Raw genomic sequence first — 14,101 nt, forward strand, 5'->3', positions numbered from 1 at the left:
ACGTCAGTAAATTGGCGTGTTTTTTTGTGTGACTCATGGCATAATGGAGTACAGTGACTGCAAATTAAAAGTAAGGATGTAAAATGACACCGAATAAAGAGGATTATCTTAAATTGATTTTTGAGATTGGCGGCGATACACAGCTGGTCTCTAATAAACAAATCGTTGCCGGTATGCATGTTTCTGCTGCTTCGGTCAGTGAGATGATCAACAAACTGGGCGAAGAAAAACTGGTTGCGCACACGCCTTATCAAGGTATCCAGCTGACATCAGCTGGCCGGAAAAAGGCGGCCATTTTGGTGCGTAATCATCGGCTCTGGGAAGTGTTTCTGGTTCAGTGCCTTAAATATCCAGCTGATGCGGTCCATCAAGAAGCAGAAAAACTGGAACATGCCTTAACGCCGGAAATGGCCAAACGGTTGTCAGCCATGTTGGGCGAACCTCGCTATTGTCCGCACGGCGGTGTTATTCCGGATGCCAATGGCCACTATCTCCAACAAAGTCGGGTGACATTAGGCACGTTAGATGTTGGGCAAAGTGGGCATATTGAACGCGTGATTGATGAAGTTTCGTTGATTGATTACACGGTTAAAATTGACCTGAGGCTGGATGATGAATTCACGGTGACTGCGAAAACCTTAGATGCCGTGATCATCAAGTTAGCCCGTACCGGAAAAGAATTGGCGGTCGATGCAGATCGTGCTGATCACATTTTTGTCGAATTGTAATTAAGTCTAGAGAAAGCAGGGTCGTATACATGCCAGAAGAGTCACGTGCTGTGATTATTATTTTTGGAGGTTCAGGAGATCTAGCCTCACGCAAGTTGTATCCCGCACTGTTTAATCTTTACCGTCGTGGTGTCCTCGCTGAGCATTTTGCGGTGATCGGCACAGCGCGGCGTCCGTGGACTGATGATCATTATCACGAGGTTGTTGAAAACGCCGTCGCTGGCGATGATGTGGATCGTGACCAAGCAAAAGCCTTTGCCCAGCATTTCTTTTATCAGAGTCATGATGTAACCGATGCAGATCATTACATTACCTTGAAAAATCTTGCTGCAAAATTGGACGATCAGTATGTGACTGGTGGCAATCGCATCTTTTACATGGCCATGGCACCAGATTTCTTCGAAACAATTGCGAGCCATCTGAAATCGGAACATTTGCTGACGGAGCGCGGTTTCAACCGATTAATTATCGAAAAACCGTTTGGTCATGATTATGCCAGTGCTAAAGAACTAAACGATTCGTTAACTGCAACCTTCGATGATGATCAGATTTTCCGAATTGACCATTATCTTGGCAAAGAAATGATTCAGAATCTGTTGGCTTTTCGGTTTGATAATGCCATTTTTGAAGGAGTCTGGAACAAGGATTACATCGACAATATTCAAATCACACTTTCCGAGGCGGTCGGGGTTGAGGAACGCGCTGGTTATTATGAAAAGGCCGGCGCGTTGCGTGATATGGTGCAAAACCATGTGATGCAGGTGCTGTCTTATCTGACAATGCCAAAACCAAAGACTTTTACGGCTAACGACATTTTGACGGCCAAGGATCAAGTGTTTGCCGCTTTGAAGCCTTATGATCTTGCAACTGCTAAAGAAAATTTTGTGCGTGCGCAATATGCAAGCGCCGAAGTAGATGGCGACCAAGTGCTGGGTTATCGGCAAGAAGAAGGCGTGGCAGCAAATTCACAAACAGCCACTTTTGTCGCAGGCAAAATTATGTTAGATATGCCGCAATGGGAGGGTGTGCCGGTTTATATTCGCACTGGTAAACGGTTAACTCGGAAGTCAACCCAGCTGACACTGACATTTAAACCGGTCGCAAGTCCGTTATTCAACCGAGAAACCGGAAGTCAACCAGACAGCTTGACCATTTATATCGAGCCAAGTGAAGGCTATTCGTTGCAATTGAATGGTAAGGCCCTTGGCACAGGCTTTAATATTGAACCCGATGAGTTGCGGTATCGTCATGATCCGGAAGCCGCCGCTGCTGCTCCAGAAGCATATGAACGATTAATCAATAATGTGCTTGAAGGCGATCAGACAAACTTTACTCATTGGTCAGAGTTATCGGCATCTTGGCGGTTCATCGATGCGATTCAAGCAGCTTGGTCACAGGAAACAGAAATGCCGACATATCCGGCTGCCACGATGGGTCCGCAAGCAGCGTTTGATTTGTTAGCTCGTGATGGCCGCCAATGGTTCTGGCAACCACGCCGAATTAAACTGGCGGACTAGGCTTTCACAGATAAACAAAAGGGACTGTGACCCGAAAAGGCGGTCAGGGTCCTTTTTTTAGTGAACGCGAGTCAGCCCGGGTTTCTGGGCTGACGAGCGCGTTATAGGTGGTCCGAGTAGAATCGGTCTTGATCGTTAAAGCTGAACGTGAACTAGCGCGACAGAAAGAATAACAGAACAGTTGATACGAGGAAGGGGAAGCTCATGGCGTTATTTGAATTACCATTACAAAACGATACTTCCCGGAAAATCATTCATCTGGATATGGACGCCTTTTATGCTTCAATTGAGATGCGCGATAATCCGCAATTGCGTAGTAAAGCCTTGGTAATTGCCCGGGATCCGCGTACAACTGGCGGCAAAGGTGTTGTGACAACGGCCAACTATGTCGCCAGACGTTATGGCGTTCATTCGGCAATGCCGGCCAACGAAGCCTTGCAACTTGTGCCTCGTTCAAAACTGGTGTTTAAGACGCCGGATTTTCCAAAATATAAAGCAGTGTCCGCGCAAATTCACGCCTTGTTTCATCAAGTGACCGATCTAATTGAACCAGTGGCGTTCGATGAAGCTTATCTTGATGTCACGGCCAACAAGATGTTCCCGAGTACGATCGCCTTGGCATTGTGGCTGCAAGATCAAATTAGTCAGGCAACGCAGCTCACAAGTTCCATTGGCATTTCCTACAATAAATTTATCGCCAAGCAAGCCTCTGATTACAATAAACCGGTTGGTCGTACACTGGTTTTGCCAGAACAAGCCTTATTATTTTTGGATCGGCTGCCGATCAAGCAGTTTCGCGGGGTTGGTAAGAAAACGTTGCCGAAGTTAACCGACTTAGGTGTCACTGATGGCAAGTCTTTACGGGCCTTATCGCAAGATGATTTGATCCGGATGTTTGGCAAAATGGGATTTGTGCTTTATCAACATGCTCGTGGCCTTGACAATCGTCCTGTTGCTGTTCGGACGGCGAAGTCAATTGGCAAAGAACGAACCTATGGCACGCCTCTAACTGACGCCGAGGCGGTTCAGACACAGTTACACAATCTGGCAGGGATGGTCGTGACATCGTTGAATCAAAAAGCTATGCACGGCAAAACCGTGGTGCTTAAGGTGCGCGATGTGGACTTCATCACGCAAACAAAGCGGCTAACCCAAGATCACTACTTCGAAGGCGAACAAGCCATTTTCGATGCAGCGTGGCAGCTCTGGGGCAGTGTTGCCATGTCGAACTTGGCCATCCGGTTACTTGGGATTACCGTGACCGGGTTGGATCCGAAGCAGTATGAGAATTTGGACTTACCGTTGTGAAGACAGACAGCGAAGGGGTGCTTGCTGTAGGGGCTCAAGTAGCGGCATGCGCTACTTGAGCTAATTAATGCGGTTTAGCGCACGTTTTTCCCATAACGCGCTCGCCAACCCAGAAACCGGGTTGGCTCGCGCTTCGTCTGTCATAGTACAGCCGTAACCTATGGTATACTAACGATAGATTGCAGTGGGGTGATGGTATGGCGACAAAGCATGAGCAGATTTTGGATTATATCGCAAACTTGGCGGTTGGCAAGAAGATTTCCGTTCGGTCAATCGCGAAGCATTTGAAAGTCAGCGAAGGAACCGCTTATCGAGCTATTAAGGAAGCCGAGAATACCGGCTTTGTCTCGACAATTGCGCGTGTCGGCACGATTCGGATTGAACAAAAACCGTTAAATCCAATTGAATCTGTGACATTCAAAACACTGGTTGATTTGATTGACGCCAAAGTTTTAGGCGGGCAGGCCGGTATGGACAAGAAATTGGACAAATTCGTGATCGGGGCGATGACACCAGCTGCCATGCGGCCTTACATCACGCGTAACTCGTTGATGATTGTCGGAAACCGTGAAGATGCACAACGGCTGGCACTAGAAGATGGTGCTGCGGTGTTGATCACCGGGGGATTCGAAACTAGTGCGGCGATTATCGCCTTGGCGGATGATCAGCAGTTGCCTGTGTTGCAAACTGCTTATGATACCTTTACAGTTGCAACCATGATCAATCGAGCTTTGTCAGATCAGGCGATCAAACAGGATATTTTGACAGTAGCTGCCATTTATACGCCGTTGGCCCAAATTCAAACCATTGGTGTTGAGGCGACGGTCGGTGATTATTTGCTGTTGCCCGATCCGCGATATCCATTGCCGGTCGTGACGCGCAATGGGCGATTGGTTGGCGTCATGCGGCCATCGCTGGTTGGCGGTAAGAAGCCGACGGTGCCGATTGAACGGTTGATGCAGAAGGATCCGCAAACTGTCAAACCTTACCTTAGTGTGACTGCTGTGGGGCATACCATGCAGGATACCGGTTTAACGGCCATGCCGGTGGTGGATGATAGCTGGAATCTGTTGGGAATTGTGACCCGCAACGCGGTTTTTTCAAGTCTCACAGGCATTGCCCACAGTCGCGAACTATCCAATACCATTGCCGATCAGGTCAGCGCTCAACTGACCGCCATCACACCGCAACCGCCTTACGTTGGCGGTTACGAGTTGAAAACCGTGCCGGCCATGACCAATTCGCTTGGCACTATGAGTTTTGGGGTGCTGGCTGAAGCCATTAACGGTTGCACTACCCGTTATTTGCATGACACGGGGCGGCGAAACGTGTTGGTCGAAGGACTGAATTTAACAACATTTCGACCCATCCAGTTAGAAAGTGTGGTCACCGTCTTGTTACGTGAACTTGAGATGACTAGGCATGATGCGACGCTGGATGTTGATGTCTTAAGCGACGGGGTTCAGGTTGCTAAAGCGATTGTGACCTGCCAGCTATTAGAAAGGAATTGATTTTTGATGATTCAAACCGATATTATTAACGCCATCAAGGCAAACGATCCAATCATTATCCATCGTCATGTGAACCCAGATCCAGATGCGTTGGGTTCCCAAGTTGGCTTAGCAGAAACCATTCGCGCTAGTTTTCCGGATAAGAAAGTGTATCAGGTTGGTAGTGACACTGGCAATTTGAGCTGGTTGGCACAGGAACAAACCATTACTGATGACGTTTACAAGGATGCTCTCGTGATTGTGACCGATACTGCCGATACGCCGCGAGTTTCTGATGAGCGCTTCAACAAGGGGAAAATGCTGATCAAAATCGATCATCATCCGAACGATGATGCGTATGGCGATCTTGTTTGGGTCGATAACAACGCTAGCTCTGCCTCTGAACTGATTTACGATTTAATCGCCGCCAGCAACGGTGTTTTGAAACTCAGCGATAAGGCTGCTCGCCTAATGTACGCTGGGATTGTTGGCGACACCGGCCGATTTTTATTTAACAATACGACCCCGCATACGTTGCAGGTCGCGGCTGAGTTGATTAAAAAGGATTTTGATCCAACAGCCATTAATAATCGGATGAACACGGTGACGTTGGCACAAGCACGGTTGCAAGGCTATGTTGTCGATCATCTGAAAATTACCCCAGCAGGTGCCGCCAGTGTGACGGTACCACGGACCGCGATCAACGAGCTGAAACTGGCTGATGATCAGGTAAGCGCTGTTGTCGGCACACCCGGCCGACTGGATACCGTCATTGCTTGGGCAGAATTTATTGAACAGGCAGAAGGCGGTTACCGCGTTCATCTGCGTTCAAAAGGTCCCATCATCAACACACTTGCCAAAGCACACAATGGCGGTGGTCATCCATTAGCAAGCGGCGCTAAGGCAGCTAATTTTGACGAACTGATTCAAATCGAGACGCAACTCGATCAACTGGTCAAAGAATATTCGACCTCAGGAAAGTAGGCATTATGGAGAATCAATTCAAACAATTTCAACTAAAACCTTTTGTTATCGATGGTCTCAATGCAATGGCCATCACCGCCCCGACACCCATTCAACAAAAAGTTATTCCGGCGCTTTTGCGTGGTGAAAACATTGTTGGACAAAGCCAGACCGGTAGCGGGAAAACTCACGCCTTTTTGGTACCCTTACTCAGTATGGTAGATCCTACCGAAGATGCGACTCAGGTCGTGATCACTGCCCCTTCACGTGAGTTAGCCAATCAAATTTATGCGGTTGCCCAGCAACTCATACAAACTGAGCCCGCGATTCGGATTAACCGTTTAGTCGGGGGAATGGACAAGCAAAAGCAGATCGACAAGTTGCAAAATCATCAACCACATGTGGCTATCGGAACGCCAGGTCGAATCTTGGACATGATCAAAGGCTATGATTTAGTGCCATCGTCTGTCCGTCATTTTGTAGTCGACGAAGCTGACATGACGCTGGATATGGGCTTCCTCGAAACGGTTGATGCGATTGCCTCGAGTTTTCCAGATCATCTGCAAATGGCTGTTTTTTCGGCGACTATTCCGCAAAAACTGGAACCATTCTTGCGCAAGTACATGGACAATCCAACGACGATTGAATTGAAACCGCAGTCGGTGATTGCTGACACGGTTGAAAACATTTTGATTGCGGCAAAAGGGCGCGATAAAAATGAGTTAATCTATCAGCTTGTCACGATGGGGCATCCCTTTTTAGTGCTGATTTTTGCTAACACCAAAACCAGCGTGGATGCTATCCATGACTTCTTGAAGCATCAAGGTTTGAAGGTGGCTAAGATTCATGGTGGCATTCAGCCGCGAGAACGTCGGCGCGTGATGAAGGATGTTGCCGACCTCAAATATCAGTATGTGGTCGCCACTGATCTTGCTGCTCGGGGTATCGATATCAAGGGGGTCTCAATGGTCATCAATGCCGAGATTCCGCGCGACAACGAGTTCTTTATTCACCGAGTGGGCCGAACCGGTCGGAATGGCATGGCTGGTACAGCGGTGACACTGTACGAACCGGGACAGGAAGATCAAATTGCCGAATTAGAGCATATGGGCATTAAGTTTGCGCCGAAAATGATCAAAAACGGTGAGCTTGTCGACACTTATGACCGCAATCGTCGAGTTCACCGCAAACCGAAGCAAGAAGACACCAGTCTTGCCATTCGCGGTTTGGTGAAAAAGGCAAAGCAAAAGCACATGCCGAATTATCGTAAAAAGATTCGAACTGCGGTGTTATTAGAACGCAAACGAAATACCAAAATTGCTCGGCGCCAAGCGCTGTTAGCAGAAAAACGCAAGAACCGCAAACGAGGGTGAGCATATGGCAGTCAACGACCTGACCCTGCCGACCTGGAACACGCTGGATGAAGCGCGGCAGAAGTTTATTTTTCAGCAACTCACACGATACTTTCTAAGTCCGTTATTGTCCGTTGACGATATTCGGCCGTTGACGGTGACTTTTTTTGGCCAAACTTTGCATACGTTCGAGGCAATGATTGGCGGGGAATGGTTACGGTTGGTCCCGGGGATGCCTAATGTTAGCTTAGGTTTTGCGGCTGATCAACAAGGGCAGTTAGCTGATTATTTGGGGCAAAGCGGACTAACCATGCAAGACCTGAGCCATCAGCTTTCGCCTGAACGACAAGTTGATATACCAGCGATGCTCGTGGCAACGAGAGCAATGCCAGCGAGCGAAGAGATTTTAGGCCGAGTCAGTTTAACGACACGTATTTTTAAGGGCAATCATATGGCCTACGCGGCTGTTCGTGCTCAAGTGCTGGCCTTGCTGGACCGCCATGGCAGTCTTGATCCGTTTTCTCAATCCGGCTGGCCAGCAACTTTGACTAGCGGATCGGTGATCCTGCGACTTGCCAGTGCGCACCATTATCAGGTCAGCATCAGCAAAAACTGGCAAAAATCTGAGCTGCAAAAAGCACTTAGTTACTTCGGCTTCCGCCTGCCAACCCAAGATCAATATGAATACTTGCAAGGCGGGGGTGTCACCAGCCTATTTTCATTCGGCAATACCCTGCCAGCCGACATGCCACGCTACCTTCCCAATCGCTTCGGCCTAACTGTTCCGGTTACGCGATCCGGCAGTGAGCTAATCCAAGAAGCGATGCAAAAAAGCACACCACTATCCGCGCAACCAACCGCAAAAGAAGCTTTGGCACTGTCGCCGTTTTATCAGTTGGCAGGCGAAGGGAACATGGGCACGGCTTTATATCGGCGCGTGGCGACAATTACGATGGATTGAGAATCTGTACTCGTTGGCGTTTGAATGCGCGCTAAACAATCAGGATGAGACAATAATCAACAACAAGTTGACCCTTTTTTTCAGAAAAGCTATAATGAGTTTTCGTTAGGACATGCGTTGAACCCTGCACGAGACAGAAACGACCGCACAGCTGAGAACGGTCGCGTCAGGCTAAGATGTGCTCCCTGATATTAGTTAAACGACAATTAATGAAGTGGTAATGACTCGCATCATTGCAACCAAGGTGGTACCGCGTGCAAGCGCCCTTGGCAGCAATGGTGCTTTTTATTTTGTGAGCGCGAGCAGGAGCGTTTAGAAGCCGGAGCATAAGCGGGCTTGACCCCAAATGGCCTGGGCCTGGCCATTTGGGGTCAAGGTCCTTATGTGCAGGCTTCTGCGACGGCGAGCGCGTTATAACGGACACCAAACAAGGAGGAACTTTTTGATGAAAAAAATGTCCAGTGGTGAAATTCGCCAAATGTTTCTGGATTTCTTTAAGAGCAAGGGCCATGCAGTCGAACCGAGTGCATCACTTATTCCCGTTGATGATCCAACTCTGCTTTGGATTAATTCCGGCGTGGCAACCCTGAAAAAATATTTTGACGGATCAGTAGTGCCTGACAATCCCCGGATCACCAATGCCCAAAAATCAATTCGGACGAACGATATTGAAAATGTCGGCAAAACTGCTCGTCATTTGACGTTCTTTGAAATGCTTGGCAACTTTTCTGTTGGCGACTACTTCAAAAAAGAAGTCATTCCTTGGGCGTGGGAACTGCTCACGAGTCCAAAATGGTTTGGATTTGATCCTAAACGGTTATACGTCACCGTCTATCCAAAAGATAAGGTCACGAAAGAACTTTGGCAGAAAACTGGGGTGCCTGACGATCATATTGTGGAGGCGGAAGACAATTTCTGGGATATCGGTGAAGGTCCTTCTGGTCCCGATTCCGAAATTTTCTATGATCGTGGCCAACAATTCAATAATGTGGCTGAAGATGATCCAGAAAATTATCCTGGTGGCGAAAATTCGCGTTATGTCGAAATCTGGAACATCGTCTTTTCTGAGTTGAATCATTTGCCAGATGGCCGATTTGTGGAACAACCGCATAAGAACATTGATACTGGCATGGGTTTGGAGCGACTGGTGGCGGTTATTCAAGGCACACCCACGATTTTTGAAACCGATTTGTTCATGCCAATCATCAAAGCAACCGAGAAAATGAGTGCTGGCAAGCGCTATGGTGTCAGTGCGCAGGATGATGTCTCTTTTAAAATCATTGCCGACCATGCGCGAACAGTGACCTTTGCGATCGGCGATGGCGCCTTACCAAGCAATGAAGGCCGCGGCTATGTTTTACGTCGATTAATTCGTCGGGCGGTTCTGAATGGTAAAAAGCTGGGCATTGATCATGATTTTCTATATCAATTAGTGCCGGTTGTTGGTGAGATCATGAAGAGTTATTACCCACAGATTCTGGCCAACCAGCAGTTTATTCAAAAGGTCATTGAATCTGAAGAAGCACGCTTCCGCCAGACTTTGGACGCCGGCGTGACCTTGCTCAATCAGATCATTGCTGACTTGAAACAAGACGGTAAGAAAGAAATTCCTGGAGCAGATGCGTTTAAACTCTTTGACACCTATGGCTTCCCAGTTGAAATGACCAACGAATATGCTCAAGATGAAGGTTTGCAAGTCGACATGGCTGGCTTCAAGAAAAACATGGCTGCGCAGCGTGATCGGGCCCGCAAAGCGCGCGGTGATCGACAGTCCATGGGCAGTCAAGATAAAGTGCTGATGAGCATCACTACGCCAAGCAAATTTACTGGCTGGACCGAATTGGATCATAAGCACGCCTCCTTGCAGATTATTGTGGTGAATGATCAACTGCAAGATAGTGTCAGTGAAGGTACCGCCCAACTGATTTTTGACGAGACCCCATTCTATGCTGAAATGGGTGGCCAAGTGGCGGACCACGGCGAAATCAAGGCCCAAGACGGCACGGTGTTAGCTGACGTGAGCGATGTGCAGCATGCGCCAAATGGCCAAAATCTGCACACCGTTACGGTGAAGGGCAAACTGGAAAGAGGCCAGCAATACTGGCTAAGTGTTGATCCGTTGCGCCGTAAGAAAGTATCACTCAATCACACGGCAACTCACTTGCTGGACCAAGCTTTGCGTGATGTTCTGGGTGAGCACACACATCAGGCTGGCTCTTTGGTTGAACCGGATTACTTGCGTTTCGACTTTACGAATTTTGGTCAAGTAACGCCTAAGCAACTACGCCAAGTTGAAACGATTGTGAACCAGAAAATTTGGGACGCTTTACCGATTACTTGGAAAGAAATGCCAATTGAAGAGGCCAAAAAACTTGGTGCGATTGCGATGTTTGGCGACAAATATGGTTCTGTCGTGCGGATTGTCAAGATTGGCGATTACAACACCGAATTCGATGGCGGGACTCATCCAACCAACTCCAATGCACTCGGCTTATTCAAGATTACAAGTGAGTCTGGGATTGGCGCCGGGATTCGTCGGGTCGAAGCGGTCACGTCAAAAGAAGCTTACGAATATTTGACCCAGCAACAGGATTGGTTGAGCGAAACTGCTGAGAATCTAAAGATTGACCAAGTCAAAAATGTTCCAAGCAAAGTGACCCAATTACAGGCGGATTTAAAAGCCGAACAAAAGACAGTGGCTGGCTTACAGGCCAAGTTGGCAGCCCAAGCGGCGGCAGGTATTTTTGATCATCCTGAGGAAGTCGGCGGTTTGAAACTGATTGCCAAACAGGTTCAGGTGGCAGGAATGAATGAACTCCGACAGTTGGCGGATAAATGGAAAGCCAAGCAGGCATCTGACATTTTGGTACTGGGTACCGAAGTTAGCGGCAAGGCCAACTTGTTGGTTGCTGTCAATGACACGGCTAACCAAGCAGGCTTTAAAGCGGGCGATTTGATCAAGGCCATTGCACCAAAAGTTGGCGGCGGTGGCGGTGGTCGTCCAGACATGGCGCAGGCTGGCGGCAAGAACCCAGCTGGCATTCCTGCGGCGTTGTCTGAAGCAAAGACAGTGATTAGCCAAAAGGCTTAGCTGATTAGGCCAGATGGTCACCATCGATAATGAAGCGGCAAGTTTTTGGAAATTTCGAAAACTTGCCGCTTTTACTTGACCTTTTTTCTGAGATTGGTGAAGTCAATCACGCAAAGTTGAGCGGTCATGTTAAACTTAAGAAAACGATTTCATCGAGGCGGGGAGTATGAATAGGTTGCGGTTGTCGTTGACTGGCTTTTTTGGACCAAATGAACACTATCTGGTTGCCGAACAACATGATGGCATCAAAATCATATATTCAGTTGATCCGCGTGTTTCAACACCTATTTTTTTACGGACCATTGCACAAAATCAAATAGGCCATTAAATTAGTCGATAACGACGATTGGTAGCCGCGCAGAACAAAAAATAGCATTTATTCACTTACTATTGCTCAGGAATTGTACATTTGCTTGTATTTCAAGTAAAATGGTCTGTGAAGCGGATAGAATAGAGGTGTAAGAATGAGCACATTAGATCAAACCGTTCATTTTGATTTTCGAGATAACAATCCGAAGAATGTTCACGAAACGCTGGAGACAGTTTACAAGGCTCTTGAAGAAAAGGGGTATAATCCGATCAACCAGATTGTGGGGTATCTGATTTCTGGGGACCCGGCCTATATTCCACGGTACAATGATGCGCGTAATCTAATCCGGAAACATGAGCGCGATGAGATCATTGAAGAGCTTGTTCGAAACTATCTTGGCAAGGAGCAAGCTTAATGCGCTTGATGGGGTTGGACGTCGGTTCCCGAACCGTTGGGGTCGCGGTCAGTGATCCTTTGGGCTGGACAGCTCAAGGTTTGGAAATTATTCGGATCAACGAAGACAAGGAGCAGTTCGGCATCGCCCGCCTCAAGGAGCTTGTGAAGCAATATGAGGTAACGGCGTTTGTATTGGGGTTGCCTAAAAACATGAACAACTCGATTGGACCGCGTGCGGAAAAGTCACAAGCTTACGGTGAACTGTTGAAAACAACGTTTGGGTTGCCAGTTGATTTCATTGACGAGCGACTCACAACAGTTGAGGCTTCCCGCATGTTGATTGAAGAAGCTGATGCCAGTCGCAAACGGCAAAAGCAGGTGATCGATAAATTAGCTGCTCAGATGATTCTCCAGAATTATCTGGATGCAAAAGGTCCCTTGACCAAGCAATAATCAGGGCAAGTGATGGCATGACCTCCGCCCGTGTTGAAGGAGAAACAAGATGGCAAATAATGAACATGTAACGCCCGGCGAAGACGATCAGCAGATTACGCTGATTGACGAAAAAGGCAATGAAGAATTGTATCAGGTCTTGTTCACATTTGATTCGGAAGATTATGGCAAGAGTTACGTATTGCTGTATCCGGCGAGTGAAAGTGACGATCAGGAAGTCGAAATTCAGGCTTTCTCATTTACCCCCGACGAAAATGGTGATGCCAGCTCGGGCGATCTTTTCCCGATTGAAGACGATGCTGAATGGGATATGGTTGAGGAAGTTTTGAACACTTTCTTGGCCGACGACGATTCGAATCTGAAAGATTAAGTCTTAACTCACGGCATGTAAGACCACCAGAATATTGGTGGTCTTTTTGTAGAGTGCGAGCCAGACCGGTTAGAAACCGGAGTGTAAGCGGACCTGAACGTGATGGCCGGGCTTTGGCCATTGCGCTCAGGGTCCTTACACGCAGGTTTATGGGCTGGCGAGCGCGTTTACGAGCGAAGCGTAAATTGCCAGCAGCCTAAAAAGGGAGTTAAAGCCGGCCCGGTTTTGAACTGGCGAGCATATGAACCCCACTTAATATTCGCTGGCAAAACAGATAAATTGAGCTGTGTCGCAATCAACCCCTTACCCTACTTGCCGGCTATGGTAGAATACACTTTGAGAGAGTGGAGGCATTCACGCAATGAGCGAAGAAAAGCGTCGTTTTAAAGCCGTGATCGGTGATAAAACGTACACGATTATCGGACCAGGGTCCGAACAACATTTTATAACGGTCACGAAGTTGCTGAATGAACGGCTGGCGCAAGTTAAAACACTTGCGCCAGATCTATCGGCCGAGGAACAAGCCATTTTAGTTGCCTTCAATTCTGTTTCCGATCAGGTCAAACTGTTGGCGGCGCAACAGGATGATCATGAGCAGGAAGAGTAGTGGGGGACCGTGTTGATTTCATTATCGATTATTTTAATTTTGGCTTATTTCTATTATAGCGGCGCGCGTCGTGGTGCGGCGTTGCAGTGGTTGCATGTGGCCGGTTATGGGTTGAGCTTTCTTGCTGCAACTGCACTTGCTCGGCCACTGGGGGCGCATTTTACTTTGGTAGTGCCTTACCCGTCTGCTACGAATGCCGGTCAGTTTGCATTTTATTCAGATAAAGTCGGCTTGACGCTTGATACCGCATTTTATCGCGGCTTTGCTTTTTTAGTCGTGCTGACGTTTGGCTGGTTATTAACTCGAGTAGGGGCATTGTGGTTTCACGACTTGACATATGCCGCAATGGGTCATCGACGCAGTGCCATTATTGGCGGCTGTGCTAATTTAGTGATTGGTTACATTTTTCTGTTTTTGATTTTAGCCTTGCTGGCATTGATTCCGATTGCCGGTATTCAACATGGCTTAGACCATGCCATCGTTGCCAAGGTCATGATCAAATATTCGCCAGGGCTAACACAATTTGTGAATGCTTTATGGCTATGAATGTTGACG

General features: G+C 47.8%; 13 protein-coding genes. All 13 read left to right on the plus strand.

The window, feature by feature from the left end; translation table 11 throughout:
• The first annotated feature begins 83 nt into the window (after window positions 1-83).
• The 13 genes from LBPC_RS03605 to LBPC_RS03670 all read left to right on the plus strand — a co-directional run bounded on the left by LBPC_RS03605 (window position 84) and on the right by LBPC_RS03670 (window position 14,092).
• Window positions 84-728 (plus strand): metal-dependent transcriptional regulator, encoded by a 645-nt coding sequence (locus LBPC_RS03605; RefSeq protein ID WP_003563980.1) that lies wholly within the window; start codon window positions 84-86, stop codon window positions 726-728.
• Window positions 729-757: 29 nt separating this feature from the next.
• Complete coding sequence (gene zwf / locus LBPC_RS03610; RefSeq protein ID WP_003563983.1) at window positions 758-2,245, plus strand: glucose-6-phosphate dehydrogenase; 1,488 nt, start codon at window positions 758-760, stop codon at window positions 2,243-2,245.
• 204 nt (window positions 2,246-2,449) lie between these two features.
• A complete protein-coding gene (gene dinB, locus LBPC_RS03615) occupies window positions 2,450-3,553 on the plus strand; it encodes a DNA polymerase IV (protein WP_003662943.1) in 1,104 nt (367 codons plus the stop codon).
• A 197-nt stretch (window positions 3,554-3,750) separates the two neighbouring features.
• On the plus strand, window positions 3,751-5,064 hold the full coding sequence (locus tag LBPC_RS03620; RefSeq protein ID WP_003662944.1) for a DRTGG domain-containing protein: 1,314 nt from the start codon (window positions 3,751-3,753) through the stop codon (window positions 5,062-5,064).
• Between the two features lie 6 nt (window positions 5,065-5,070).
• Window positions 5,071-6,027: a DHH family phosphoesterase gene (locus tag LBPC_RS03625; RefSeq protein WP_003563990.1), complete on the plus strand. Its 957-nt coding sequence runs from the start codon at window positions 5,071-5,073 to the stop codon at window positions 6,025-6,027.
• Window positions 6,028-6,032: 5 nt separating this feature from the next.
• The gene (locus tag LBPC_RS03630; RefSeq protein ID WP_003569318.1) at window positions 6,033-7,379 is read left to right on the plus strand and encodes a DEAD/DEAH box helicase; all 1,347 of its coding nucleotides are present in this window, start codon (window positions 6,033-6,035) and stop codon (window positions 7,377-7,379) included.
• 4 nt (window positions 7,380-7,383) lie between these two features.
• Window positions 7,384-8,319 carry a hypothetical protein gene (locus LBPC_RS03635; RefSeq protein WP_003563995.1) on the plus strand — a complete coding sequence of 312 codons (936 nt, stop codon included), beginning with the start codon at window positions 7,384-7,386 and terminating at the stop codon, window positions 8,317-8,319.
• Between the two features lie 445 nt (window positions 8,320-8,764).
• Window positions 8,765-11,410, plus strand: a complete 2,646-nt coding sequence (alaS, locus tag LBPC_RS03640) for an alanine--tRNA ligase (protein ID WP_032781247.1) — start codon at window positions 8,765-8,767, stop codon at window positions 11,408-11,410.
• Window positions 11,411-11,874: 464 nt separating this feature from the next.
• Window positions 11,875-12,135, plus strand: coding sequence for an IreB family regulatory phosphoprotein (locus tag LBPC_RS03650; protein ID WP_003564007.1), 261 nt, complete (start codon window positions 11,875-11,877; stop codon window positions 12,133-12,135).
• A complete protein-coding gene (gene ruvX, locus LBPC_RS03655; protein ID WP_003564009.1) occupies window positions 12,135-12,569 on the plus strand; it encodes a Holliday junction resolvase RuvX in 435 nt (144 codons plus the stop codon). Before LBPC_RS03650 ends, ruvX begins: the two co-directional genes overlap by 1 nt.
• 49 nt (window positions 12,570-12,618) lie before the next feature.
• Complete coding sequence (locus LBPC_RS03660; protein WP_003564011.1) at window positions 12,619-12,939, plus strand: DUF1292 domain-containing protein; 321 nt, start codon at window positions 12,619-12,621, stop codon at window positions 12,937-12,939.
• A gap of 361 nt (window positions 12,940-13,300) precedes the next feature.
• Window positions 13,301-13,546 (plus strand): cell division protein ZapA, encoded by a 246-nt coding sequence (locus tag LBPC_RS03665; protein ID WP_003569330.1) that lies wholly within the window; start codon window positions 13,301-13,303, stop codon window positions 13,544-13,546.
• 12 nt (window positions 13,547-13,558) lie between these two features.
• Complete coding sequence (locus LBPC_RS03670) at window positions 13,559-14,092, plus strand: CvpA family protein (RefSeq protein ID WP_003564014.1); 534 nt, start codon at window positions 13,559-13,561, stop codon at window positions 14,090-14,092.
• Window positions 14,093-14,101: the final 9 nt, after the last annotated feature.

The organism is Lacticaseibacillus paracasei subsp. paracasei, from assembly GCF_000829035.1.
GTDB classification, from domain to species: Bacteria; Bacillota; Bacilli; order Lactobacillales; family Lactobacillaceae; genus Lacticaseibacillus; species Lacticaseibacillus paracasei.